This window comes from Mycoplana sp. 10N416 (genome assembly GCF_056394765.1).
On record NZ_JBFTIM010000003.1, the window covers coordinates 311,627 to 336,655 of the forward strand.

Sequence of the window (25,029 nt, forward strand, 5' to 3'; positions counted from 1 at the left end):
ACCGCGACGCCCCTTGGCCACAGCCGCGGCGATAGTTCGCACCTATCGAACTTTCATTCTTTATCCATTTTACTTATCACTAGCTCCTGTCTATGTTGCGCCGCGAAGCGACCTTCGCTTTGCAGCAAATTTCTACAGGAGTACCCATGTCCGTCCTCAATACCCCCATCAAGCCGTTCAAGGCGCAGGCCTTCAAGCAAGGCAAGTTCATCGAAGTGAGCGAAGCCGACATCCAGGGCAAGTGGGCGATCTTCTTCTTCTATCCGGCCGACTTCACCTTCGTCTGCCCGACCGAACTCGGCGACCTGGCGGATCACTATGCCGAACTGCAGCGCCTCGGCGTCGAGGTCTTCTCGGTCTCGACCGACACGCACTTCAGCCACAAGGGCTGGCATGACGCGTCGGAGACGATCGGCAAGATCGAGTACGCCATGATCGGCGACCCAACCGGCACGATTACCCGCAACTTCGAAGTCATGCGCGAAGGCGAGGGCCTCGCCGACCGCGGCACCTTCATCGTCGATCCGGACGGTATCATCCAGGCGATGGAAATCACGGCAGAAGGCATCGGCCGCAACGCCGCCGACCTGCTGCGCAAGGTCAAGGCCGCCCAGTACGTCCGCGCCCATCCCGGTGAAGTCTGCCCGGCCAAGTGGGAAGAGGGCGCAAAGACGCTCGCCCCTTCGCTGCAGCTCGTCGGCAAGATCTGAACTTTGACGATGCGCCGCCCCGCTCGATGCGGGGCGGCGCCCCTGCCGCGTTTTCCTCCCAAGACCGCGGCCGCGATGTGTAACTGCTTGTTTGTACGCAATTCCGAACGCGAGACCCTACCCGCTCTTGCTGGAATTGCTCTTATACGGAGTGCCCGATGCTCGACGACAATCTGAAATCCCAGCTCAATGCCTATCTCGAAAAGCTCGTTCGCCCCGTCGAGATCACGGCCTCGACCGATGACAGCGCGAAGTCGCAGGAGATGATGGCGCTGCTGAACGAACTGGTGGCGCTGAACGACAAGATTTCCCTGACCGAGCACAGCGACGATGGCGAGCGCGCCCCGTCGTTCGCGCTGAGCAGCCCCGGCCACGACATTCATCTGCGGTTTGCCGGCATTCCGCTTGGCCACGAATTCACCTCGCTCGTGCTGGCGCTCCTGCAGGTCGGCGGCCATCCGCCGCGGGTTGAGCAGGCGATCATCGACCAGGTCCGCGAACTCGACACCGACCTGACCTTCGAGACCTATTTCTCGCTGTCCTGCCAGAATTGCCCGGACGTGGTGCAGGCGCTGAACCTGATGGCCGTGCTCAATCCGCGCATCAAGCACGTCGCCATCGACGGCGGCGTGTTCCCGGCGGAGGTCGAAAGCCGCCAGGTGATGTCGGTCCCGACCGTCTACCTCAACGGCGAGGTCTTCGCCCAGGGCCGCATGGAGATCGAGGAGATCGTCGCCAAGCTCGATACCAATTCCGCCGCCCGCGCCGCGGCGAAGCTCAACGCACAAGAGCCCTATGAAGTGCTCGTCATCGGCGGCGGTCCGGCAGGAGCGGCGGCTGCGATCTATGCGGCACGTAAGGGCATCCGCACCGGCATTGCCGCCGAGCGCTTCGGCGGGCAGGTGCTCGACACGATGTCGATCGAGAACTTCATCTCCGTTCGCCATACCGAAGGGCCGGAGCTTGCCGCTTCGCTGGAGGCGCATGTGAAGGACTATGAGGTCGACATCATGAACCTGCAGCGCGCCAAGAAGCTGGTGCCGGGGAAGGACCTGATCGCCGTCGAACTGGCTAACGGCGCAACGCTGCGCTCGAAGACGGTGATCCTCTCCACCGGCGCACGCTGGCGGCAGATGGAGGTTCCGGGCGAGGACAAGTACCGCAACAAGGGCGTGGCCTACTGCCCGCATTGCGACGGGCCGCTGTTCAAGGGCAAGCGCGTGGCGGTCATCGGCGGCGGCAATTCCGGCGTCGAAGCGGCGATCGACCTCGCCAACATCGTCAGCCACGTGACGCTGATCGAGTTCGACGGCAAGCTGCGCGCCGACGATGTGCTGCAGCGCAAGCTTCGTAGCCTGCCGAACGTCGACATCCTGCTCAATGCCAGGACGACGGAGGTGGTCGGTGACGGCCAGAAGGTCACCGGCCTCGTTTACGAGAACCGGATTGCCGGCCAGCGCCACACGCTTTCGCTGGAGGGCATCTTCGTGCAGATCGGCTTGCTGCCGAACACGGAATGGCTGAAGGGCACGGTCGAGCTGTCCTCGCGCGGCGAGATCGTCGTCGACAACCACGGCCAGACCTCGGTTCCCGGTGTCTTTGCCGCCGGCGACTGCACGACGGTGCCCTACAAGCAGATCGTGATCGCTGTCGGCGAGGGCGCCAAGGCCTCGCTTGCCGCCTTCGACCACCTGATGCGCACCTCGGCGCCGGACACGGACAACGCCAAGGCGGCCTGATGGCATCGCGGCCTGTTGGCTCGCCGCTGTTGAACGTGCATTTCAACAAAGGTGAGCCAGCTAGGCTCGCTGCGTCTTTTCCAATCGCCCGAACGCGGTAGACTGATATCCGCTCATGCGCGGAAGGAAGCGCGATGAAGGCGATGATCCTGGAGAGGATCGGCGACCCGCTTCGTCTGGTCGAGCGGCCCGATCCCCTGCCGCTTGCCGGCCAGCTATTGATCCGGCTGGAGGCCTGCGCCGTCTGCCGCACCGACTTGCACGTCATCGACGGCGACCTGCCCGAGCCGAAACTGCCACTCGTGCCCGGCCATGAGATCGTCGGCGTCGTCGAAGCGGTCGGAAGCGGCATCTCCAGCGAGATGCTCGGGCGCCGCGTCGGCGTTCCGTGGCTCGGCCACACCTGCGGCCAATGTCCCTATTGCCGCAGGGACGAGGAGAATCTCTGCGATCACCCACTGTTCACCGGCTACACCTGTGATGGCGGCTTTGCGACGCATACGCTTGCCGACGCCGACTTCGCGTTCGAGCTGGAACGCGATCAGGATGCGGTTTCGCTGGCGCCCCTCCTCTGCGCGGGGTTGATCGGCTGGCGCGCGCTGAAAAAGGCAGGCGATGGCGAACGCATCGGCATCTACGGCTTCGGTGCTGCCGCCCATATCATCACCCAAGTCTGCCGCTGGCAGGGGCGCGAGGTCTATGCGTTCACGCGCGAGGGCGACAGCGATGCGCAGGCATTTGCCGTCAGCCTTGGCGCAGTCTGGGCGGGGAGCTCACATTTGCCGGCGCCCGTCGAGCTGGACGCCGCCATCATCTTCGCCCCCGTCGGCGAACTCGTCCCTGCCGCCCTCCGCGCGGTCCGCAAGGGCGGGCGCGTCATCTGCGCCGGCATCCACATGAGCGATCTTCCATCCATGCCCTATTCCATTCTCTGGGGCGAGCGGAGCGTCTCTTCGGTTGCCAACCTGACGCGCCAGGACGGGCGGGAGTTCATCGAGATCGCGCGCGCGGCGGCGGTCCGGACGCATACCATCACCTATCCACTGGCGCGCGCCAACGATGCGCTTGCCGATCTGCGGGCCGGACGGCTCAGCGGTGCGGCCGTCCTGATACCGTAGCGTACGGATCGTTGCGACCAGGACGGCGGCACCTGCATCGGGTGCCGCCAATGGATCGGCTGCTCAGGCGAATGGCTCGGCAGGACCTTTCGCCGGCTGCGTGAACCATGCCGGTCCGTTCGCCGTCATATGGATATGATCCTCGAGCCGGATGCCGAAACGGTCGGGGAAGACAAGCATCGGTTCGTTGGAGAAGCACATGCCTTCGGCGAGTGGCACCGTGTTGCCGCGAACGAGATAGGGCTCCTCGTGGATTTCGAGCCCCAACCCGTGGCCGGCCCGATGCGGCAGACCCGGCAATTGGTAGTCCGGTCCCAGGCCGTGGCGCGTCAGCACAGCGCGCGCAGCGTCGTCGAGACTGTGGCAGGGCGCGCCGATCTTCGCCGCGTCGAAGACCGCCTGTTGCGCCTCGCGCTCGATCGCCCAGGCGCGGGCAAACTCGGCATTCGGCTCGTCCAGCACGTAGGTCCTGGTCAGGTCGGAGTGATAGCCGTCGATTCTCGTTCCGGTGTCGACGAGTATGACGTCGCCCGCGGCCAGAGTCTGGTCGCCATCGGCGCCATGCGGCAGCGCGGTCGCCGTGCCGAACGAGACGATGCAGAAGGTCGACCCGACGGCCGCGCCCAGCGCCCGGTGTTGTTCATCGATATAGCGAACGACGTCGGAAGCACGGATGCCCGGCTTCATCATGGCGTGGGCGCGTTTCTGGACCTCCAGCGTCAGTTCCATCGCATACTGGATGATCGCAATCTCGGCCGGCGACTTGCACAGTCGCAGGCCGCGAACTAGACGGCTGCCGTCGGCGAGCCGATCCATGCCAACACATGCAGCGAGCGCGTGGAAGCTGAAGAGCGGAAGGGCGTCGTCCAGTGCCAACCGCCCCTTCGGCCCGAGCAGCACGGCAACGAGCGCCGCAGGGCTTTCCTCCTCCTCCCATGTGGCGATCTCGCCCGGAAGGTGCGGCAGCGTTTCCACGCGGCTGCGCTCGAACGCCGGAACGACATAGGTGAGGCTGGAAGGAGTGACGAGCGCGCCGAGCAGGCGCTCGCTTTGGTGCCATTCAAGGCCGGTGAAATAGCGCAGGCTTTCCGTAGAGCCAAGCAGAACGCCTGCGAAGCCACCCGCCTGCATGTCTGCGCGCAGGCGGTCGAGCCGCAGCTGTCGCTCTGCGTCGGTGATGGGGGCGGGAGGAGTTGAGAAAGACATGCGAGGCTCCAGTTTCGAATTGGCGGGGACGGGCGGCGCGATAATGCCGGGCCAGATACCATCAGGTAAGCATATTTTCCTTTGTAGGCAATTTGTCGACAAGCGCGGCAGCTGCTATGGTTCCATCTCACTCGCCCCAGCCAGCAATTCAATCCAATGACGAGGATCAGCCAGTGACCGTCCGAGAGTATACCATTCCGGGAATGTTTTTTCGCGACCATGTCGTGCCGGTTCCGCTGGATTGGTCGCGGCCGGATGGCGCGACCATCGACGTGTTCGCCCGGGAAGTCTGCGATCCGGCGCGGAAACGAGAAGACCTGCCGATGCTTGTTTTCCTGCAGGGCGGCCCCGGGGGCAAGTCGCCGCGCCCGGCTAGTGGTGGGCCGTCCTGGCTCGCCGAGGCGCTGAAGACCCATCGCGTCATCCTCGTCGATCAACGCGGCACCGGCCGAAGCACGCGCATCGAAAGCGGGACCATGGCCGGTTTCACGAACGGCGAGGCGGCCGCTGACTACCTCTCCCATTTTCGCGCCGACAGTATCGTTGCGGATTGTGAACACCTGCGAAAAGCGGTGTTCGGCGGTGCGAAGTGGTCGACGCTCGGCCAGAGCTACGGCGGGTTTCTGACGCTGACCTATCTGTCGAAGGCACCGGAAGGGCTTTCGGCCTGCTATGTGACCGGCGGGCTGGCGGGACTGGAGGCGACGGCGGCGGACGTCTATCGCCGGACCTATCCGCGCGTGGCAGAGAAAAACGCACGCTACTACCGCCGGTACCCGCACGATCGCGAGCGGATCGGCCGCATCGCCGACTTTATCGCCGAGAACGACATCCGCCTGCCGGACGGCGACCCGCTGACCGTGCGCCGGCTGCAAACGCTTGGCATCGATCTGGGCATGGCGCCGGGCCTCGAGAACATCCACTGGCTGATGGACGAGGCGTTTTCGGGCCTGGGCGAGGATCGCCTGTCGGATCACTTTCTTGCCTCCGTCATGGCGCTCACCTCCTATGACGCCAATCCGCTTTTTGCCGTTCTCCATGAGAGCATCTACGGCCAGGGGGACGGCGCCACCGACTGGGCGGCAGAGCGTATCCGTGCCGAACATCCCGACTTTGCCGAGGATCACCGGCCGCTGCAACTCACCGGCGAAATGATGTATCCGTGGATGTTCGAGGAGATCCGTTCGCTGCGTCCGTTCCGCGCCGGCGCGGAGGCGCTCGCCGCCCGCAAGAGCCACGGCAGGCTCTACGATCCGGAACGGCTGGCGACAAATGAAGTACCCGTCGCCGCCGCCGTCTATTTCGACGACATGTATGTCGACGCCGGACTGTCGCTCGATACCGCCCGCCGGGTCGGCAACCTCGAGGCCTGGGTCACGAATGAATACGAGCACGACGGCGTGCGCCAGTCCGGCGCCGTGCTGACCCGCCTTATGACGATGGTGAAGGAGCGCGGCGGCCCGCTCGCCTGACGTCGATGCTTGCGGCGATTGCAGGTGCTACCTGCGATCGCCACCGGAGTGACTACGCCGCCGCGAAGTCGATCGGGCGTTGCAGGTCACGCGCGACATAATCTTGGATCTGGCGAACGATCTGGGACGCGTGTTTCGTCGCCAGCCGGTCGCACCGGTCGATGTCGCCGGCCTCGATCGCGGCGATGATTTCCTCGTGTTCATCGACAAATTCACGCGGCAGCCTATCGTTGAAAGACGAGTAGTACAGGCGCAGGATGCGCCTGCCCTCGTCCAGCAGCCGTGCAAAGAAGGCCGTGTAGTAGGGGTTGCCGCCGAGTTCGGCGATTGCGACGTGGAACTCGCGATTGGCCTCGATCATCGCGAACGCATCCTGCTCGTCCACGGCTTTGGTGAAGTCGTCATGGTGATTGCGGATCTTGGCGATGGCCTCGCGATCCTTGCGCATCGCAGCGGCGCGCGTCGTGGCCCGGTACATCAGCGTCAAGGCGTCGAAATAGGCCGGAAGTGCTGCGAAGTCGATGGCCGCGACCACGGTGTTGCGGTTCGGTAACGTGGTCACCAGCCCGTCAGCCGCCAATCTCAGCAGTGCCTCGCGCACGGGCGTGCGCGACATCCCGAAACGCTCGGAAAGGCTCGCCTCGTCCAGAGGGCTGCCGGGCTTCATCGTCATCGTCAGGATTTCCTGGCGAATCTTGCCGTAGATTGTTTGCGGTCCCGACCCGCGGGTTCTGTTGACTTCCATGCCTTTGTTCCCCTTTTTCGGCTTTTTGTCTCTTTGCGAGCAGCCTTTGGCTGTCTTGCTTGCACGCAACTTGAAGACAGATCAAGTCCGCCGCCGATCTCCGCATGGGCGCGATGGGGGATGAACTGCAGGGAGTTCTTCGCCGAACGGCTTGAGATGTGACACCGCACCCGCTCCTTGGTGCGGGTACGGTGCCGTCATCAGAAGTCCATGCCGCCTGGCGGCATCTGCGGCATTGGGCCTTCCTTTTTCGGCTTTTCGGCTATCATGGCTTCCGTGGTGACCAGCAAGCCCGCTACCGACGCCGCATCCTGTAGCGCGGTGCGAACGACCTTCACCGGGTCGATGACGCCTTGCGCGAACATGTCGCCGAATGCGTTTGTCTGTGCGTTCCAACCATAGCTGAAATCGGCCACCTCGCGCAGCCGGCCCACGATGATCGAGCCTTCGGCGCCGGCGTTTTCCGCGATCTGGCGCACGGGAGCCTCGATGGCGCGGCGGACGATCTCGACACCGTGCTTCTGGTCGGGGTTGTCGGTCTGCACGCCGCCAAGCGCCGCCACTGCTCTGAGCAGGGCAATGCCGCCGCCAGGCAGGATGCCTTCCTCAACCGCAGCCCTGGTCGCATGCATTGCATCGTCGACCCGGTCCTTGCGTTCCCGGACCTCGACTTCGGTCGAGCCCCCGACCCGGATGACAGCAACGCCACCGGCAAGCTTGGCCAACCGCTCCTGGAGCTTTTCCCGATCGTATTCCGACGTCGTGTCCTCGATCTGCGCCCTGATCTGGGTTATGCGTCCCTGGATTTCCTGCTTGGCGCCGGCACCATCCACGATCGTGGTGTGCTCTTTTTCGACCATAACCTTCTTGGCCCGGCCCAGCATCTCCAGCGTGACGTGCTCGAGCTTGATGCCCAGGTCTTCGGAGATCGTCGTGCCGTTGGTCAGGATGGCGATGTCCTCCAGCATCGCCTTGCGACGGTCGCCGAAACCCGGTGCCTTGACCGCCGCGACTTTCAGGCCGCCGCGAAGCTTGTTGACGACCAGCGTGGCGAGGGCCTCACCCTCCACGTCTTCGGCAATGATCAACAGCGGCTTGCCCGTCTGGACCACCGCCTCGAGGACGGGAAGCATCGCCTGCAGGTTGGAGAGCTTCTTTTCGTGGATGAGGAGATACGGCTCCTCCAGTTCGACGCGCATCCTTTCCTGGTCGGTGATGAAATAGGGGGAGAGATAGCCCCGGTCGAACTGCATGCCCTCCACCACCTCCAACTCGGTTTCGGCGGTCTTGGCCTCCTCCACGGTAATGACGCCTTCGTTTCCGACCTTCTCCATCGCCTCGGCCAGGAAGCGGCCGATTTCGGTGTCGCCATTGGCTGAGATGGTGCCGACCTGGGCGATCTCGTCGTTCCGGGTGATCTTGCGGGCATTCTTCCTGAGTTCCTCGACGATAGCCTCGACCGCCTTGTCGATGCCGCGCTTAAGGTCCATCGGGTTCATGCCGGCGGCGACGGCCTTTGCGCCTTCCAGGACGATCGCCTGGGCCAAAACGGTTGCGGTAGTGGTGCCGTCGCCGGCGATGTCGCTCGTCTTCGAGGCCACTTCGCGCACCATCTGGGCGCCCATGTTCTCGAACTTGTCCTCAAGTTCGACCTCCTTTGCCACCGTGACCCCGTCCTTGGTGATGCGGGGAGCGCCGAACGACCTGTCGAGCACCACGTTGCGCCCCTTCGGGCCGAGCGTCACTTTGACTGCATTGGCAAGGATGTCGACGCCACGCAGCATCTTTTCGCGGGCTTCGGTATGAAACTTCACTTCCTTCGCAGCCATTTTACTTCTCCTCCTTCGGTCGCAAAGTGCCCTTTGAGTTTCGTTCTCAGCGATGCGGCGGCAAATATTAGCACTCCCTAAGGCGGACTGCTAACCTGTTTCGTGGCCTCTACGCTTCCACGCGCGGAGCGGGATTGGATCCGATCCGATCCGGCGCGACGGACAGACAGAAAGTCATTGCCGTTCCGCCGGGTACGGCTGTTTACGATTGTGGCCAAAAAGAGAAAATGAACCCTATCATTCTTATAGACATTCTCTATAATTTGCAGTCGCGGGCATGACAGGTCCGACGGATGGCGCTTGTCCAACGGGGCGTCCGAACGAAAGGAAGACGACGATGGGCAACGCGAATGCTGTCGGCAAGGCGGGCTTTGGTCACAAGCGCGAAGCGCAGTCCGAACGTTCGAAACGCACCCAGCGCTGGGCTCTGGACGGGATCGTCTGCAACGTGGTCGCCGCTGCGGCCTTCCTCTTCGTCGTGGCCTTGGTCTTCGGCCTGATCGGGGGATAACCGTTCCGCCCGAGCGTGGCGGATGGGATTGTCTTGTGGTGCGCACAGCCGACCACACAGATGACGCCTCATAGGTTCCAGATACGTTTGGCATTTCCTCGGTAAAGTTTTTCCCGCTCCTCGGGCGTGCAAGCGCCGAAAATCGCCTGCGTCGCGCCGACCCAGACGGAAAGGCCGCCGCCGCGCGTGCAGACCGGCCAGTCGCTGCCCCAGACGACCCGATCCCAGCCGAAGGCGGAGACGATGTGCTCGGCATAGGGCCGGATGGTGTCGACGGTCCAGGTCTGCGGATCCGCATAGGCGACGATGCCGGAGACCTTGGCCGTCACGTTCGGCCGCTGTGCAATCTCGCTGATCCCGCGCTTCCAGTTGTCGAAGGCACCGGAGACGATGTCCGGGACGCCGCAATGATCAAGCACGAAGTGAACGGCCGGCACGCTATCGATCAACGTGAGCGCGAGCGGCTGCTGGCGCGCCAGCATGCAGATGTCGAAGGTCAGCCGACTGCCTGCCAACCGCTTGAGATTGTCGCGAAAGAGCGCCTGCTCGGAGATATCGTCGGGAACGACGTGCAGCACGCGACGAAGCCCCTTCACGAACGGATCGGCCGTGCACTTTTCCAGATAGGCGGGAAAGCCGATCTCTTCCGGCCGGCAGGCGGCGATCACGCCCCGGATCATGTCGCCGGTGGAGTCGGCGAGGGCTCGTACCACCTCGGTCTCGACCTCGATATCCGAGGTCGCGACGTCGACCTCCATATGCAGCGCCGTCTCGATGCCGAGCCGCTTCGCTTCGCGCGCGTATTCCGCATAGGTGAAATCACGGTTCAGGTCGCCGGCGCCGGAAAGCCAGGGGTAAGCAAGCCTCGACTGGTCGATCAGGTGCAGGTGCGTGTCGATGAACATGGCGCATTCCCCCGGGTTGCCGCGTTCGGACCTATGTTGCGCAGAGCGCGCGTAAACGTTCAAGCCGCTGTTTGTGCTGCCGTTGACAGCGATAATTTTTGTCTCTTATGTATAAAGTACAATTGTGACTTGGCAAGCATCACCGGCGGCGCAAGGCTTGGTGCGTCGCCGCTCGCTGCGCCCTGGGAGGACAAAATGGCTCGTATCACAGGCATGCGCGTGTTCGACCTGCGCTTCCCGACATCGCAGAACCTGGACGGCTCCGACGCGATGAACCCCGATCCGGATTATTCGGCCGCCTATGTCATCCTCGATACCGACCAACCTGGACTTGCAGGTCACGGACTGACCTTCACCATCGGCCGCGGCAACGACATCTGCTGCATGGCGATCAGGGCCATGGAGCATCTGGTCGTCGGCACGGAGCTGGACGCGGTGCGCAAAGCGCCCGGAAAATATTGGCGACACCTGACGGGCGACAGCCAATTGCGCTGGATCGGACCCGACAAGGGGGCGATGCACCTTGCCACCGGCGCGGTCGTCAATGCGGTGTGGGACTTGCTGGCCAAGCAGTCCGGCAAGCCCGTCTGGCAACTCGTCTGCGAGCTCTCGCCGGAGGAGATCGCCGATATTGTCGACTTCCGCTACCTCACCGACGTCCTGACCCGCGACGAGGCAGTTGCGATCCTGAAAAAGGCCGAGGCTGGAAAGGCCGAGCGAATCGAGACGCTGAAGCGTGAGGGCTATGCCTGCTACACCACCTCGGCGGGCTGGCTCGGCTACCCGGAGGAAAAGCTGCGGCGCCTTTGCCAAGAGGCGGTGGATGCCGGCTTCAACCACGTGAAGATGAAGGTCGGCCGCGACCTCGGCGACGATATCCGCAGGCTCACGATTGCCCGCGAGGTGATCGGCCCGGACCGTTTCCTGATGATCGACGCCAACCAGGTCTGGGAAGTGGACCAGGCAATCGACTGGGTGAAGAAGCTTGCCTTTGCAAAGCCCTACTTCATCGAGGAGCCGACCAACCCGGACGACATTGCCGGCCATCGCAAGATCCGCGCGGGCGTAAACCCCGTGAAGGTCGCGACCGGCGAGATGTGCCAGAACCGCATCATGTTCAAGCAATTCATCGCGGAGGGGGCGATCGACATCGTCCAGATCGACTCCTGCCGCATGGGCGGGCTGAACGAGGTGCTGGCGGTACTGCTGGTCGCGGCGAAATATGGGCTGCCCGTGTGGCCGCACGCAGGCGGCGTCGGGCTTTGCGAATATGTCCAGCACCTGTCGATGATCGATTACGTCGCCGTCTCCGGCACGAAAGAGGGCAGGGTGATCGAATATGTCGACCATCTGCACGAACATTTCGTTGATCCCTGCGTCATTCGAGACGCCGCTTACATGCCGCCATCCAAACCGGGATTTTCGATCGAGATGAAACCGGAATCGATTGCCGAATACACCTTCCGGCCCTAAAAGGCGGACGTTGATTTCTGGCGGCGCCGTCCGGCATGCCGTCCGTCCTGACTGGGGGGAGACTAGCGTGGAAGATATCCTGACGATCGCCGACCTGAAGGCGCGCGCGAAGCGCCGCGTGCCGAAGATGTTCTTCGACTATGCCGATTCCGGCGCCTATACCGAAGGCACCTACCGGGCGAATGAGGAGGATTTCCATAAGGTGAAGCTGCGCCAGCGTGTGCTGGTCGACATGACCAACCGGTCGCTCGCGAGCGAGATGATCGGCGAGAAGGTGTCGATGCCCGTCGCGCTCGCCCCGACCGGAATGACCGGAATGCAGCACGCCGATGGCGAGATGCTGGCGGCGCAGGCCGCCGAGGAGTTCGGCATTCCCTTCACGCTTTCGACCATGAGCATCTGCTCGATCGAGGACATTGCCTCCGTCACGACGAAGCCGTTCTGGTTCCAGCTCTACGTCATGCAGGACCGCGAATTCGTGGAGAACCTGATCGATCGCGCCAAGGCCGCCAAGTGCTCGGCACTGGTGCTGACGCTCGACCTGCAGCTTCTCGGCCAGCGCCACAAGGACATCCGCAATGGTCTGTCCGCACCGCCCAGGTTCACCCCGAAGCACATCTGGCAGATGGCGACGCGGCCGCTCTGGTGCGCCCAGATGCTGGGCACGAAGCGCCGCACCTTCGGAAATATCGTCGGCCACGCCAAAAGCGTCACCGATCTCACCTCGCTCTCGGTCTGGACGAGCGAGCAGTTCGACCCGCAGCTCTCCTGGAAGGACGTCGCCTGGATCAAGGAGCGCTGGGGCGGCAAGCTGATCCTCAAGGGCATCCTTGACGAAGAGGACGCGCGCATGGCCGTGTCCACCGGCGCCGACGCGATCATCGTCTCGAACCACGGCGGCCGTCAGCTCGACGGCGCGCCGTCGACGATCAGCATGCTGCCGCGCATCGTCGATGCCGTCGGCGGGCACATGGAGGTGCATCTCGACGGCGGCATCCGCTCCGGCCAGGACGTCCTGAAGGCGCTCTGCTACGGCGCCAAGGGCACCCATATCGGCCGTCCCTTCCTCTATGGCCTCGGCGCCGGCGGCAAGGCGGGTGTCACCAAGGCGCTAGAGATCATCCGCAAGGAACTCGACACCACCATGGCGCTCTGCGGTGAACGCGACGTGCGCAACCTGTCGCGGCGAAACCTGCACCAGGAGTGATCGGCGGCGGGGGGCTGCGCCGCCCGCTCAACTCTCGCGTCAAATCTGCAAAAGTTAATCCAAAATGATGCGGCGCCCGGAATTGCCTGCGATGGCTATCGGGCGCACACTCCCTCCGTTCAAACGGAGGGAGGCATCCATGATGGATCGCAGCGAACTCGAGAGAACTGTCCGGGCGTTCTACAGGGCCCGGAACGACCATGATCTTGACGCGGTGATTAGCCTTGTCGACCCGGACGCCAGCTTCCGCATTGCGGGCAACTTTCGGCTGGGTCCGCTGACGCACATGGTCGAGGGTGCATCCGAGGTCCGGGCCCGTTTTGCCGATTTGATCGCGAACTGGGACCTGTCCGTCATGAAGATCGAAAGCATGCACGTGGACGGCGACACGGCGGTGGTCCATCGGACCGGTCCGGTTCGTTTCATCCCGGAAGACAAATTCTTCGACACCGAGATGATGGACAAGCTGACTTTTCGCGACGGACGCGTGATCGAATTCACTGAGTTCGTCGACACGCTGCTCGCGGCGGAGATCATCGGCTTTGTCAAACCATCCGGCATCTGGACCGGCGTGCCGGGGGTGCCGATGGAACCGCTGGACGCAATGGAAGATGCCGACCGGCCAAACGCCTGAGAGCAGCCTTCCGCCTTGAGACGGTCGGTGCCGGCTGCGGCATCGGCAGCGCGTGCGTGAGTCGTCGCTAGACGATCTCGCCATAGCGAGGCGATGGCTGTGATCTCATCTGTCACGAAGGGCCGTGATGGAAAAGCCCGGTCCTTCCCGGCATTTATCGCCCAATTTTTGTCAATTGTGGTATCGGGGCTGTCGTTGATCGCGACCATTTTTCGATGAATGGTTTTCGCCAACGCAGCAAGCAGAAGAGGCCCAAATTGGCAAAATCCATCCACTCCATGATCCGCGTCCTGGACGAGGCCCGTTCCGTCGAATTCTACCGCCGGGCCTTCGGCCTTGACGTGGCCGACCGGCTCGATTTCGAAACCTTCACGCTCATCTATCTCAGCAATGCTGAAAGCGAATTCGAGCTCGAACTGACGGTCAACAAGGGCCGGACCGAACCCTATGCGCTCGGCGACGGCTACGGCCATCTCGCCGTCTCGGTCTCCGACCTCGATGCGGAACACGCGCGCGTCTCTGCGTTGGGCCTCAACCCCAACAAGATCGTTGAATTCAATCGCGATGGTACAATGATTGCCCGCTTCTTCTTCATCACCGATCCGGACGGTTACAAGATCGAGGTGCTGCAGCGGCAGGGACGATTCAAATAGGCGGCAGGGGACGGCGCCGTTATCCCGAGCCGAAATCGCTCAGCGCCGTCCGTTGCGCTTCAACGTCTGCTCTCGGAAAAAGATGAAGAGGCCGGAGGCCACGATAAATCCGGCGCCAACGAGCATTGCCGTGCGCGGCAGGTCGCCGAAAAAGATCCAGCCGAACAAGACCGCCCAGATCAGAGAGGTGTACTGCAGCGGCACGACCGTCGATGCATCCGCTAGTTTCAGCGAGCGGTTCACCAGTATGTGTGCCCCCATCGCGACGATTCCAAGCAGACCAAGCAGGCCGAAGTCAACCGGGCTCACAGGTGCCCAGCCGCCCGGATTCAAAGCAAGGCCCACCACCGAAAATAGGCCGGCGCCCGCCACCTGCCAGAAGACCAGCGTGGTATCCGGCGTGCCGCGCAAAGTGCGGCCGAGAACCATGGCAAGGGCGAAGGCTATGCTGCCGCAGAATGCGATCAAGGCGGGCAGAGTGAGGCTTTCGGAAGACGGCTCGAGGGCGATGACGACACCGGCGAACCCGACCAGAATTGCTGTCCAGCGTCGCCAGCCGATTTTTTCACCCAGCATCAGCGGCGAGAGTGCGGCAACGTAGATCGGAGTTGCCAGCCAGTAGGTCATGGTGTCGGCGAGCGGCATGTAACCGACCGCGAAGTAGAACGCCACCGCGTCAAAGGCGAAAAGGAAAGAACGCAACACCTGCAGCCAAGGGCGTTCGACCCGGATCAGGCTCCGCCAGCCGGTGCGCCAGAAGAACGGCAGAAGCACGGCGATTGCCGCGATGCTGCGGATCAGCATCAGTGCGGAACCGAATAGCTGCTGACCAGCCATTTACCGAGCGCGTCGTTCAACGAAAACAACACCATGCCGAACACCATGATCAGGATGCCGGCGCGTGTGCCGCTGGAATGGGATGTGGGAGAGGAGGAAGTGATCGCGTCTGTCATTTTGTGGCTTTCATGCGCTTGGGCACTGCGCCTACGCAAGGCGTCTACCGGCCACGAAGAGACACTGTCGCCTCTCGCACATTCGCGACGATCCAGTCAACAATATTGATGGCTGCATGAAGTCCATGCGAAGCATCGCGTCAGCATGTGGGGCCAAGACATGCGAAAGAACAACGACCCAAAGCGCGGCAAGCGAATCTGAAAGATCGCGAAGCGCTTTAGCGCAATGCGCGCAGGGCATTGAGGATCACCGCAATATCGATCAGTTCCTGCGTGAAGGCACCGGCGACCGGCGGGAGATAGCCTGCCGCCGCGACCAGCATTGCCACGACCGATAGCCCGAGGCCGATCAGAACGCTCTGCAGCGCGATCCTCTTCGTTCGGTGCGCGGTGTGGATCGCCTTTATGAGGTGGTCGAGCCGGTCTACGAGAAGCACCACGTCGGCGCTCTCCGAAGACGCGGCTGCGCCGCGGGCACCCATGGCGATGCCGACGGTCGCTGTCGCCAATGCCGGCGCATCGTTGACGCCGTCGCCGACCATCATGGTCGGCTCCTTGGACGATTCCCGACGGACGATCTCAACCTTCTGCGCGGGCGTCAGTTCGCCGTGTGCCTCGTCGATTCCCAATTTGGCCGCGACCGCCGCGACGACATCGGACCGATCGCCCGAAGCGAGCACGATGCGGCCGACGCCGACGCCATGCAAAGCCTCAAGCATCGCCGCCGCATCCGGCCGGATCCGATCGGCCAACATGATGATGCCGGCAAGCTCTCCGTCCACCGCGACGGCCACCACCGCGGCATCGTCAGGGACCCCATCACGCAGGGCATAGGGGTCCCCCTTGCTGCTGTCGCGGACGTAGCGGCTGCCGCCGATCGTTACCCGGCGTCCGTCCACCACGCCGGTGACGCCGGTGCCAGCCGCCTCGCTGATGTCGGTTGGTGCGGAGAGCGGCAGGCCGCGTCGGCGCGCTTCCCCGACCAGTGCCTCGGCGATGACGTGGCTTGACGCCTGGTCGAGCGATGCCGCCAGACGGAGCATTTCCTGTCCATCCCAGCCCTCTGTCGTCTTCATCTCGATGACGCGGGCCTGTCCGTAGGTGAGCGTGCCGGTCTTGTCGAGGACGGCCGTCCGCACTTTGGCAAGTGCTTCGAGAGCGCCCCCGCTCTTGATCAGGACCCCCAGCTTGGCCGAACGGGACATGCCGGAGATGATCGCCACCGGCAGCGCCAGGATCAGCGGGCACGGCGTGGCGACAACGAGCACCGCCAGCGCCCGGATGCGGTCGCCGGAGAGCCACCAGGCGACGCCTGCGATCAGCAGCGTCAGGACGAGGAACCACACCGCGTAGCGGTCGGCGATGCGCACGCTCGGGGCCTTGCTCGCCTGCGCCTGCTGCACCAGACGCACGATGTTGGCGTAGGTGCTTTCGGCAGCCGGACGGGTGGCGATGATGTCGAAGGCGTTGCCGAGGTTGGTGGAACCGCTCAGGATCTCGTCCCCGCTCGCCTTGTCGACCTTGGCACTCTCGCCGGTGAGGCTCGATTGGTCGAGGGCCGCCGCCTCCGATGCAAGCGTGCCGTCGACCGGAACGACTTCGCCGTGGCGAACGAGAATTCGGTCACCGGCCCGGATCTCCGAGAGCGGGACTTCCTCCAGCGCCTCCCCGGAGTAGCGCATCGCCGTGTGGGCGACCCGCCCCAGCAGCGCCGTCATCTCGCGCCGTGCCCGTCCTTCCGCATAGCTTTCGAGAAGCTGGCCGCCGGAATACATCAGCGCCACCACGTTTGCGGCGAGCGGTTCGCCGAAGGCCAGCGCCGCCGTCATCGAGAGGGCGGCGACGAGATCGAGGCCGACTTCGCCCTTTCGCAACGACGTGACGATCTCGATGGCGAGCGCGATCAGGACCGGGACGGTGGCCGTGAACCAAGTCCGGTCGGCCCATGTTTCGCTGCCATAGAGCCAGGTGATCGTGCCGCCGGCCAAGCCAGCCGTGGCGATGGCGACGAGCATCGATCGGAACGTGAAGAGAGAACTGGCAATGGACGTCGACAAAGGCACTACCTTCGTGATCGCAATATCCAACACACCCCGACGGATGCGGTGAGGAGCAGAAACAATTGGCAAAGAAGGAGCTTAGGATACCCCGTCGGACGAGTCGATACGCGGAAGGAAACAGTGCGACACCGACACCATCCTTCCGCGTATCGCAAACAGTTCCTGTTGCCCCGCTCGGCGACTATCCGCGGCGCGCGATCAGGATTCCTGCCAGGATGATCAAGCCGCCGATCGCCTGCATGACGCCGAGCGATTCACCGAGAAGGCCCCAGGCGAGCACGGCTGCCACAACCGGCTGCAATAGCAGCGTGAGCGAAGAGAATGCTGCCGGCAGGAAGGCGAGGGCATAGGTGATCAGCGCCTGTCCACCCGCGTGACACACAAAGGCCAGGCCGAAGACGGTGGCCCAGCCAGGGACGGTGGAGGGCAATAGCGCCGGCTCGAAGTACAGCGTGACCGGCAGCAGGCAACAGGCGGCCGAGGCCGATCCCCATTGCATGATGCGCAACGTGTCGTAGCGGGTGCGCAATCTGTTGATGGCGAGGATATATCCGGCATAGAAAACTGCCGCCAGAACAGCGATTGCGTCGCCGTGAAGGTCGCCGCCCCCGAGCGCCGCCGGACCGCCCTTGAGGACCACGATGCCGATCGCCGCCATGGCAAGTCCGGCAACGAAGGTGCGCGTGATCGCAAAGCCGAACAGCAGCCACCCGAAAATGGTCACGAAGACCGGCGCGACGTTGCTAAGAAGCGTGGCATTCGCGACGGAGGTGATGTTGACCGCGATGTGCCAGGCGGCGAGGTCAATTGCGAGAAACACACCCGGCAGTGCCAGAAGCAAGCAGTCGCCAAGTGTCCGCGGTGGCACGTCACTGCGCTTGCCACGGTTGAGCAGTGAAAAGATGGTCAACGGGATCAGCGCCAGTACAACCCGCCAGACCGCCGTCGCCAGCGGGCCGACTTCGGAAAGCCGCACGAAAATCGGCGAGCCGCCGATGGCGATGCTGCCGGCGACGATTGCGAGCAGCGCCAACTGGTTGGCCGACGCCGATGTTGGCAAAGTCTGGGTCTGGGTCAATGGATTCCTGCTTGAAAGTGCAAACGGCGGCCCGATGGCTGAGATCAGGCGGGGGGGGAGGAGATGACACAGCTAGCAGAATGCTGCCGCTTGCAACAGGGGCAGTATTCGCACCGGTGAGTGGTTGTGCTCGGTCAAGGCGAGAGCGGTTCAAGCGCCTGCCCCGGCTGATAAGCCGGAGGAAACAGCCTGCGGCGCATTTGATCAAACGGCGCTTCCGAACGCTGAAATCGTGACGGGCAGCTAACCCGCCTCGACGATGCCCTTGGTCAGGCTGCCTGTTGCCGGATAGAGGGGGATCAGGCAGGCCTGAAGGGCGTGATAGATATCGCCCTTGCCGGAAAAGAGCGTGTAGCTCGGAGTAAGATCCTCGGTCAGTTCCTCATGCCAGCCGCCGCGTGCGCGGTCGATGAAGTGACGGGAAATGCCGTCCCAGATCTTCCGGTACCAGGTCTCGTGAAAGGCGCTCGGCAGGTGCTCGCACAGGAAGGCCGCCGCCCCCACGCCCTCGGCCATCGGCCACCAGAGCTTGCTGCGCTTGGCCGGCTCGTCGTTCCAGTCGAGCGTGTAGAAGAAGCCGCCCTTGTCGTCGTCCCAACCAAGTTCGATGGACTGTAAGAACAGCGCTTTGGCCGCCTCAGGCATCCAGTCGTGCCTGCGGCCGCCAAGCGACCAGAGCTGCAGCACCAGCCGCGCCCATTCGAGCCAATGGCCGGGGGTGGTGCCCGAAGGGCGAAACATCTCGTTGCCCTGGTAATCCTTGTCGAGCACCCAGTTCTCGTCGAAGTGCTCCGGCACGCGAAAACCGTTCTCACCGGCCCGGCGGCGGATGATCAGGTCGGCGATCCGTTCGGCCTTGTGCAGATAATCCGTCTCGCCGGTCGCCTCGAAAGCCGCCATCAGCGCTTCGGTCAGGTGCATGTTCGAGTTCTGACCGCGATACCCCGGAACCGGTGACCAGTCAGCAGCAAATTCCTCCGCGATGGCGCCGTGCTCGTCCTCCCAAAAACGGGTGTTCAGGACGTCGGTGACATCGGTGAGCATGCGATCGGCGTCCGGGTGGCCGGCAACCTTGGCGCTGGACGCTGCCAGCAGCACGAACGCATGACCATACCCCTGCTTGCTGGTATCCAATGGGCCGGAGTTGTCGAGCGACCAGTAGTACCCGCCCCGCGCATGGTCGCGATGCTTCTCCCAGAGGAACCGCATGCCATGGTCGATTATGTCGTCGGACCCCGGACGGCCAAGCAGGCTGCCGATCGAGAAGCAATGCACCATTCGCGTGGTCGAATGGATGCCGCGGGTCGGGTTGCCGGGATTCAGCGGCCGGCCATCGGCGTCCAGTTCAAAGAAGCCACCATTCGGATTGAACGTGCTGGTCTGGAAGAAGTCGAAGAGGCCGTTCGCCTGGGTCCAGAGCCATTCGCGATGATAGGTCCGCTTGCGCCAGGCAAGGTCCAACTGACCGTTCGTGCCCATGGTGTATCCTCCTCGCTAATTCATGTCGAACGAAACCGTAAACCGTTCGATGCCGGGGGACTCTCGGCCGAATTGATCTCGGCGAGGTCAACGAAATGGGAGGCACTTTATTGCTTAGAATTGGTGCATGAGCAAGTTTAAAACGTTTTAAATCGCAGATGCCGTCGCAGCTGTTGTCGGCTGCAACGCACGGCAACGCAACCGGAATTGGACTCGCGGCATGACCGCGAGTCCCTTGTTAGGAGCAATCAGCGACCCGCTCAGGTGAACAGGGGACGCTCCTCGCCGTTTTCCTGGATCCAGGTGGAAAGTCCGATCTTGCCGAGGACTTCGAGGAACGGCTTCGGCGGCAGTTCTTCGACGTTTGCCATCTGCTTGACGTCCCATTCACCTCGAGCGACCAGCATGGCAGCAGCGACCGCCGGCACGCCCGCGGTGTAGGAAATGCCCTGCGAGCCGACTTCGTTGTAGGCTTCCTTGTGGTCGGCGACGTTGTAGATGAACACCGTCCGTTCCTTGCCGTCCTTGATGCCCTTGACGTAGTCGCCGATGCAGGTCTTGCCTTCATAGTTCGGTGCGAGCGAGGCCGGATCCGGCAGGCAGGCCTTGACCACCTTGAGCGGCACCACTTCCTGGCCTTCCGCCGTCTTGACCGGCTGCTCGGAGAGCAGGCCGATGTTCTTCAGAACGGTGAAGACGTTGATGTAGTGATCGCCGAAGCCCATCCAGAAGCGGACGTCCGCGCCGTCCATGTTCTTCGCCAGCGAATGCACCTCGTCATGGCCGCAGAGATAGGCCTTGCGCTTGCCGACCACCGGCAGGTCGTATTCCTTGCCGATCTCGAACATCTGGTTGGTCTGCCACTCGCCCTTCTGCCAGGAATAGACGACGCCGGTGAATTCGCGGAAGTTGATCTCCGGGTCGAAGTTGGTGGCGAAGTACTTGCCGTGGCTGCCGGCATTGATATCGACGATGTCGACCTCGGTCACCTTGTCGAGATATTCGTCCTTGGCAAGGCGCGCATAGGCATTGACGACGCCCGGGTCGAAGCCGGCGCCGAGAATGGCGGTGATGCCCTTCTCCTTGCACTCCTCAGCACGTTTCCACTCGTAGTTGCCGTACCACGGCGGCGTCTCGCAGATCTTGCCCGGTTCCTCGTGGATCGCCGTGTCGATATAGGCAACGCCGGTGTCCATGCAGGCGCGCAGAACCGACATGTTGAGGAAGGCGGTGCCGACGTTGAGGACGATCTGTACGCCGGTCTTTTTGATCAGCGCCTTGGTCGCCTCGATGTCGAGGGCGTCGAGCGCGTGGGCCTCGAAAACGCCCGGCTGCTTCATCGCCTTCTTCTCATGCACGGATGCGATGATCGCGTCGCACTTCGCCTTCGTTCGCGAGGCGATATGAAGGTCTCCCAATACATCGTTGTTCTGGGCACATTTGTGCGCCACGACCTGTGCCACGCCACCGGCGCCGATGATGAGAACGTTCTTCTTCATTTCGGGGGATATCTCCTTATACCCGTGTGCTGAGGAGCCTTAGGAAAGGCTCTGTTCGAAATCCGCATAGGTGAACTCGCGGACTGTCCTGATGCTGCCATCCAGTTCCTTGATGGCGATCGCCGGCATCTTCACGCCATTGAACCAGTTCTTTTTGACCATCGTATAACCGGCCGCGTCCTGGAACGAGATTCGGTCGCCGACCTTCAACTCGTTCGCAAATCGGAACTCGCCGAAGACATCGCCGGCCAGGCAGGACTTGCCGCAGACCATGTAGTTATGCGGCCCTTCATTTGGAGAGACCTTCGCGTTCTCGCGATAGATCAGCAGATCGAGCATGTGGGCCTCGATCGACGAGTCGACGATGGCGAGATTCTTGCCATTGAAAAGCGTATCGAGCACGGTCACTTCCAGCGTCGTCGACTTGGTGATCGAGGCCTCGCCGGGCTCGAGATAGACCTGCACGCCGTACTCGCCGGAAAAACGCTTCAGCCGCTCGGCGAAGCGCTCGATCGGATAATCGTCGCCGGTGAAGTGGATGCCGCCGCCGAGACTGACCCACTCGGCCTTCTTCAGGAGCGGTGCGAAGCGTTCCTCGATCGTCCCGAGCATGCGGTCGAACAGGTCGAAATCGCCGTTCTCGCAGTTGTTGTGGATCATGAAGCCGGAAACCCGGTCCATCACTTTTTCCACGCGTGCGACGTCCCACTCGCCCAGACGCGAGAAGGGGCGAGCAGGATCGGCGAGATCGAAGCTCGAGGAACTCACCTGCGGATTCAGCCGCAGGCCGCGGACGATGCCCGAGGCCTTGTCGGCAAAACGCTCCAACTGACCGATCGAATTGAAGATGATCTTGTCGGCATGGCTGACGACCTCATCGATCTCATAATCGGCATAGGCGACCGAATAGGCGTGGGTTTCCTTGCCGAAGCGCTCGTGACCGAGACGTACCTCGTTGAGGGAGGAAGACGTCGTGCCGTCCATGTAGTCGCGCATCAGATCGAAGACGGACCAGGTGGCGAAGCATTTCAGCGCCAACAGGGCCTTGGCGCCGGACTTCTCCCTCACCTCGGCGATCTTCTCCATGTTCTTGAGAAGCTTCGACTTGTCGATCAGATAGTAGGGCGTCTGGATCATGGATCTTCGTGTCTTTCGTGAGGTGGAAGGCGTTGCGGTCTTCTCCCGCATGCAAGCCCGCCGCGCGATGGATCGCTCAGTCGGCCTGTCGTGCTCAATTCGGAAAGCAGCACCGGCGTCCTGCACATCGGCGCGGTGACGGGATTGTCAACTCTAGAGCTAAGGGAGCACCTTGCGCGATTCCTCGTCCCGGCCGCGGACAACCGTTGCAACGGCCGGGCTACGATCGCGCCTTAAATCGCAATAGCCTCTGCCCGCGGTGAGAGAAGAACGACAGCATGGCGCCATCTAAGTCCGGAAGCCCGGGAAGTCAAGGCGTGGGCGGGACCCGGTAGCGGGTTCTGACCCATCGGCCTGCCTGGGGGAGCGCGACCCGTCAGGCTCCCTCTGCGGGGGCATTATCCTTCACCTCGACGACCTTCAGCCGGTGGTTCTGACCGTCGCGGGCCTTCCAGTCGATGGCCTGTCCCGGCGCAAGGCCAAGGAGGGCAACGCCGATGGGGGTCATCACGGAGATTTTCGCCTGTTCGATGTCGGCGTCGCCCGGATAAACAAGCGTCACCGTCCTGGCCTGGCCGGCCTCGGTTTCGTAGGTCACGGTCGAGCCCATCTGGACCGTATCGGAGGCCACCTGATCGCTCGGGAGAACCGACGCGCGCTCCAATTCTCCGAGCAGTTCGTCCGCAACTTCGAAATTGCGGTCGAGCGCGGCTTGGGCCAGATCGTTGAGGCGGGCATAGTCGGCCTCCCGGACATAGATCAACGGCTTGCTCATAACGATGTAACTCCTGTTCAATCTGCAATGTGTCGCTTCTGCGCGCACGATGAACGATGCCGCAGCGGGTAGATGTGTTTGTTGATTGGTGTCGCGCGTTGCAGAAGATGACTACCATGCTCCCCGACACCCGGGGCGCGACAGCGACCGGATTCGGGCTAATGTCCTGCGATCGGACAGTCTTGGTACCGGCTACCCGGATGGGCGATCAAATTAGTAGTCATCTTATAATGATTGCCGCTCGACGATCCGGTGTCAAGGAGGCCGCGTCAGATGATCGCGGAGAGCACCGCACCGAACTTTGTCAATTTCCGGTTCAAATCGTCCCGATATTCCGATAGTTCAGTTTTCGCGCCAACGATTGCCTTGTTAACTATCGGCGCACGGAGAGCACGATGACCAATGTAGATGAGAAGTTGGAGCCGATCCTCACCGAGGTTTTACGGCGTAATGTGGGTGAAGTTGAGTTCCATCAAGCCGTTCGGGAGGTTCTTGAAAGCCTTGGGCGCGTGGTGGCCAAACATCCGCGTTACGCCGAGAACGCACTCATCGAACGCATTTGCGAACCGGAACGCCAGATCATTTTCCGCGTGCCATGGATCGACGACGCCGGCCAGGTCCAGATCAATCGCGGTTTCCGCGTCCAGTTCAATTCGGCACTAGGCCCCTACAAGGGTGGAATCCGCTTCCACCCGTCCGTCAACGTCGGCATCATCAAGTTCCTCGGCTTCGAGCAGACATTCAAGAACGCGCTGACGGGCATGCCGATCGGTGGCGGCAAGGGAGGATCGGATTTCAATCCGAGAGGCCGCTCGGACCGCGAGATCATGCGGTTCTGCCAGTCCTTCATGACCGAACTGCACCGGCACCTGGGAGAATACACCGACGTCCCGGCCGGCGATATCGGCGTGGGGGGACGCGAAATCGGCTACATGTTCGGCCAGTACAAGCGGCTCACGAACCGCTACGAGGCGGGTGTCCTCACCGGCAAGGCGTTGTTCTACGGCGGCTCGCGTGCGCGCAAGGAAGCAACCGGCTACGGCGCGACCTATTTCGTCCAGCGGATGCTGGGCACGAAGGGCCAGGACTTTGCAGGAAAGCGGGTGGTGGTCTCCGGCTCGGGCAATGTCGCGGTCTATACCATGGAGAAGGTGATCGAGTTCGGCGGCAAGGTCGTCGCCTGCTCGGACTCGAACGGTTACATCGTTGACGAGGCGGGTATCGATCTCAATTTGGTCAAGGAAATCAAGGAAGTACGTCGGGCCCGGATCGCTGAGTATGCGCGTTTGAAGGGCGCTGGATCGCACTATGTGGAGGGCGGCTCCGTTTGGGATGTGCCCTGCGACGTCGCCATGCCGTCGGCTACGCAAAACGAACTCACCGGCCGGGATGCGCGCCTCCTCGTCAAGAACGGCGTCACTGCCGTCGGCGAGGGTGCCAACATGCCGTGCACGCCGGAAGCCGTGCGCATCTTCCAGGACGCCGGCGTGCTGTTTGCCCCCGGCAAGGCCGCGAACGCCGGCGGCGTTGCAACCTCGGCACTGGAAATGCAGCAAAACGCCTCGCGTGACAGCTGGACGTTCGAGCAGACCGAGACGCGCCTTGCGACGATCATGCGCGACATCCACGACCGCTGCGCCGAGACGGCGGAGGAATATGGCGCGCCCGGCGACTACGTGCTTGGGGCCAACATCGCCGGCTTCGTCCGTGTGGCGGAGGCGATGGACGCCCTCGGCGTCATCTGACGCAGACTGATCGAGCCACGGGCGACCAGTCGCCCCCGGCTCAGTTCGGGCGGGGCATGGAAAGCGGGACGACGGAGTTCCGCTTTCGTTGCCTTTTGCCC

20 protein-coding genes and 1 pseudogene are annotated in these 25,029 nt (G+C 62.7%); 10 read left to right on the forward strand and 11 right to left on the reverse strand.

What is annotated here, in order from left to right; genetic code table 11:
• The first annotated feature begins 146 nt into the window (after positions 1-146).
• The 3 genes from ahpC (at position 147) to AC1DDS_RS08555 (ending at position 3,567) form a co-directional block, all read left to right on the forward strand.
• Positions 147-710 carry an alkyl hydroperoxide reductase subunit C gene (gene ahpC, locus AC1DDS_RS08545; protein ID WP_477478489.1) on the forward strand — a complete coding sequence of 188 codons (564 nt, stop codon included), beginning with the start codon at positions 147-149 and terminating at the stop codon, positions 708-710.
• Positions 711-868: 158 nt separating this feature from the next.
• The gene (gene ahpF, locus AC1DDS_RS08550; protein ID WP_477478490.1) at positions 869-2,449 is read left to right on the forward strand and encodes an alkyl hydroperoxide reductase subunit F; all 1,581 of its coding nucleotides are present in this window, start codon (positions 869-871) and stop codon (positions 2,447-2,449) included.
• Positions 2,450-2,583: 134 nt separating this feature from the next.
• On the forward strand, positions 2,584-3,567 hold the full coding sequence (locus AC1DDS_RS08555; protein WP_477478491.1) for a zinc-dependent alcohol dehydrogenase family protein: 984 nt from the start codon (positions 2,584-2,586) through the stop codon (positions 3,565-3,567).
• 63 nt (positions 3,568-3,630) lie between these two features.
• Here AC1DDS_RS08555 and AC1DDS_RS08560 read toward each other — a convergent pair whose 3' ends face one another.
• Positions 3,631-4,773 (reverse strand): M24 family metallopeptidase, encoded by a 1,143-nt coding sequence (locus tag AC1DDS_RS08560; RefSeq protein WP_477478492.1) that lies wholly within the window; start codon positions 4,771-4,773, stop codon positions 3,631-3,633.
• A 203-nt stretch (positions 4,774-4,976) separates the two neighbouring features.
• On the opposite strand from AC1DDS_RS08560, the gene AC1DDS_RS08565 reads away from it, so the two are divergent.
• Positions 4,977-6,245, forward strand: coding sequence for an alpha/beta fold hydrolase (locus tag AC1DDS_RS08565; RefSeq protein WP_477478635.1), 1,269 nt, complete (start codon positions 4,977-4,979; stop codon positions 6,243-6,245).
• A gap of 52 nt (positions 6,246-6,297) precedes the next feature.
• Here AC1DDS_RS08565 and AC1DDS_RS08570 read toward each other — a convergent pair whose 3' ends face one another.
• Both AC1DDS_RS08570 and groL read right to left on the reverse strand, forming a co-directional pair.
• Positions 6,298-6,990, reverse strand: a complete 693-nt coding sequence (locus AC1DDS_RS08570) for a GntR family transcriptional regulator (protein ID WP_477478493.1) — start codon at positions 6,988-6,990, stop codon at positions 6,298-6,300.
• Between the two features lie 200 nt (positions 6,991-7,190).
• The gene (groL, locus tag AC1DDS_RS08575; RefSeq protein ID WP_477478494.1) at positions 7,191-8,819 is read right to left on the reverse strand and encodes a chaperonin GroEL; all 1,629 of its coding nucleotides are present in this window, start codon (positions 8,817-8,819) and stop codon (positions 7,191-7,193) included.
• Between the two features lie 337 nt (positions 8,820-9,156).
• Here groL and AC1DDS_RS08580 point away from each other — a divergent pair, with 337 nt between their 5' ends.
• Positions 9,157-9,330, forward strand: coding sequence for a hypothetical protein (locus AC1DDS_RS08580; RefSeq protein WP_310417482.1), 174 nt, complete (start codon positions 9,157-9,159; stop codon positions 9,328-9,330).
• Positions 9,331-9,398: 68 nt separating this feature from the next.
• Here AC1DDS_RS08580 and AC1DDS_RS08585 read toward each other — a convergent pair whose 3' ends face one another.
• Positions 9,399-10,235, reverse strand: coding sequence for an amidohydrolase family protein (locus AC1DDS_RS08585; protein ID WP_477478495.1), 837 nt, complete (start codon positions 10,233-10,235; stop codon positions 9,399-9,401).
• A 195-nt stretch (positions 10,236-10,430) separates the two neighbouring features.
• On the opposite strand from AC1DDS_RS08585, the gene AC1DDS_RS08590 reads away from it, so the two are divergent.
• The 4 genes from AC1DDS_RS08590 (at position 10,431) to AC1DDS_RS08605 (ending at position 14,202) form a co-directional block, all read left to right on the forward strand.
• Positions 10,431-11,708 (forward strand): L-fuconate dehydratase, encoded by a 1,278-nt coding sequence (locus tag AC1DDS_RS08590; protein WP_477478496.1) that lies wholly within the window; start codon positions 10,431-10,433, stop codon positions 11,706-11,708.
• A gap of 67 nt (positions 11,709-11,775) precedes the next feature.
• Positions 11,776-12,915, forward strand: coding sequence for an alpha-hydroxy acid oxidase (locus AC1DDS_RS08595; RefSeq protein ID WP_477478497.1), 1,140 nt, complete (start codon positions 11,776-11,778; stop codon positions 12,913-12,915).
• A 139-nt stretch (positions 12,916-13,054) separates the two neighbouring features.
• The gene (locus tag AC1DDS_RS08600; protein ID WP_477478498.1) at positions 13,055-13,549 is read left to right on the forward strand and encodes a nuclear transport factor 2 family protein; all 495 of its coding nucleotides are present in this window, start codon (positions 13,055-13,057) and stop codon (positions 13,547-13,549) included.
• A 257-nt stretch (positions 13,550-13,806) separates the two neighbouring features.
• Positions 13,807-14,202, forward strand: a complete 396-nt coding sequence (locus tag AC1DDS_RS08605; protein ID WP_477478499.1) for a VOC family protein — start codon at positions 13,807-13,809, stop codon at positions 14,200-14,202.
• A gap of 39 nt (positions 14,203-14,241) precedes the next feature.
• Here the strand turns inward: AC1DDS_RS08605 and AC1DDS_RS08610 are convergent.
• The 7 genes and pseudogenes from AC1DDS_RS08610 to rnk all read right to left on the reverse strand — a co-directional run bounded on the left by AC1DDS_RS08610 (position 14,242) and on the right by rnk (position 23,183).
• Positions 14,242-15,155, reverse strand: a pseudogene (locus AC1DDS_RS08610) (DMT family transporter).
• A gap of 218 nt (positions 15,156-15,373) precedes the next feature.
• Positions 15,374-17,212 (reverse strand): heavy metal translocating P-type ATPase, encoded by a 1,839-nt coding sequence (locus AC1DDS_RS08615; RefSeq protein ID WP_477478500.1) that lies wholly within the window; start codon positions 17,210-17,212, stop codon positions 15,374-15,376.
• A gap of 184 nt (positions 17,213-17,396) precedes the next feature.
• Positions 17,397-18,293, reverse strand: a complete 897-nt coding sequence (locus tag AC1DDS_RS08620; RefSeq protein WP_477478501.1) for a DMT family transporter — start codon at positions 18,291-18,293, stop codon at positions 17,397-17,399.
• Positions 18,294-18,536: 243 nt separating this feature from the next.
• Positions 18,537-19,772: an AGE family epimerase/isomerase gene (locus AC1DDS_RS08625; RefSeq protein WP_477478502.1), complete on the reverse strand. Its 1,236-nt coding sequence runs from the start codon at positions 19,770-19,772 to the stop codon at positions 18,537-18,539.
• A 260-nt stretch (positions 19,773-20,032) separates the two neighbouring features.
• The gene (locus AC1DDS_RS08630; RefSeq protein ID WP_477478503.1) at positions 20,033-21,271 is read right to left on the reverse strand and encodes a saccharopine dehydrogenase family protein; all 1,239 of its coding nucleotides are present in this window, start codon (positions 21,269-21,271) and stop codon (positions 20,033-20,035) included.
• A 39-nt stretch (positions 21,272-21,310) separates the two neighbouring features.
• On the reverse strand, positions 21,311-22,408 hold the full coding sequence (gene nspC / locus AC1DDS_RS08635; RefSeq protein WP_477478504.1) for a carboxynorspermidine decarboxylase: 1,098 nt from the start codon (positions 22,406-22,408) through the stop codon (positions 21,311-21,313).
• Positions 22,409-22,784: 376 nt separating this feature from the next.
• On the reverse strand, positions 22,785-23,183 hold the full coding sequence (rnk, locus tag AC1DDS_RS08640) for a nucleoside diphosphate kinase regulator (protein ID WP_477478505.1): 399 nt from the start codon (positions 23,181-23,183) through the stop codon (positions 22,785-22,787).
• 395 nt (positions 23,184-23,578) lie between these two features.
• On the opposite strand from rnk, the gene gdhA reads away from it, so the two are divergent.
• The gene (gdhA, locus tag AC1DDS_RS08645) at positions 23,579-24,928 is read left to right on the forward strand and encodes an NADP-specific glutamate dehydrogenase (protein ID WP_310417519.1); all 1,350 of its coding nucleotides are present in this window, start codon (positions 23,579-23,581) and stop codon (positions 24,926-24,928) included.
• Positions 24,929-25,029: the final 101 nt, after the last annotated feature.

Excerpts from the sequence above, each read along its gene's own strand:
- nspC (WP_477478504.1), bottom strand. The coding sequence starts at position 22,408 with ATGATCCAGACGCCCTACTATCTGATCGACAAGTCGAAGCTTCTCAAG.
- AC1DDS_RS08630 (WP_477478503.1), bottom strand. The coding sequence starts at position 21,271 with ATGAAGAAGAACGTTCTCATCATCGGCGCCGGTGGCGTGGCACAGGTC.
- ahpC (WP_477478489.1), top strand. The coding sequence starts at position 147 with ATGTCCGTCCTCAATACCCCCATCAAGCCGTTCAAGGCGCAGGCCTTC.
- rnk (WP_477478505.1), bottom strand. The coding sequence starts at position 23,183 with ATGAGCAAGCCGTTGATCTATGTCCGGGAGGCCGACTATGCCCGCCTC.
- groL (WP_477478494.1), bottom strand. The coding sequence starts at position 8,819 with ATGGCTGCGAAGGAAGTGAAGTTTCATACCGAAGCCCGCGAAAAGATG.
- AC1DDS_RS08560 (WP_477478492.1), bottom strand. The coding sequence starts at position 4,773 with ATGTCTTTCTCAACTCCTCCCGCCCCCATCACCGACGCAGAGCGACAG.
- AC1DDS_RS08600 (WP_477478498.1), top strand. The coding sequence starts at position 13,055 with ATGATGGATCGCAGCGAACTCGAGAGAACTGTCCGGGCGTTCTACAGG.
- AC1DDS_RS08570 (WP_477478493.1), bottom strand. The coding sequence starts at position 6,990 with ATGGAAGTCAACAGAACCCGCGGGTCGGGACCGCAAACAATCTACGGC.
- AC1DDS_RS08580 (WP_310417482.1), top strand. The coding sequence starts at position 9,157 with ATGGGCAACGCGAATGCTGTCGGCAAGGCGGGCTTTGGTCACAAGCGC.
- AC1DDS_RS08585 (WP_477478495.1), bottom strand. The coding sequence starts at position 10,235 with ATGTTCATCGACACGCACCTGCACCTGATCGACCAGTCGAGGCTTGCT.
- AC1DDS_RS08565 (WP_477478635.1), top strand. The coding sequence starts at position 4,977 with ATGTTTTTTCGCGACCATGTCGTGCCGGTTCCGCTGGATTGGTCGCGG.
- gdhA (WP_310417519.1), top strand. The coding sequence starts at position 23,579 with ATGACCAATGTAGATGAGAAGTTGGAGCCGATCCTCACCGAGGTTTTA.
- AC1DDS_RS08625 (WP_477478502.1), bottom strand. The coding sequence starts at position 19,772 with ATGGGCACGAACGGTCAGTTGGACCTTGCCTGGCGCAAGCGGACCTAT.
- ahpF (WP_477478490.1), top strand. The coding sequence starts at position 869 with ATGCTCGACGACAATCTGAAATCCCAGCTCAATGCCTATCTCGAAAAG.
- AC1DDS_RS08590 (WP_477478496.1), top strand. The coding sequence starts at position 10,431 with ATGGCTCGTATCACAGGCATGCGCGTGTTCGACCTGCGCTTCCCGACA.
- AC1DDS_RS08555 (WP_477478491.1), top strand. The coding sequence starts at position 2,584 with ATGAAGGCGATGATCCTGGAGAGGATCGGCGACCCGCTTCGTCTGGTC.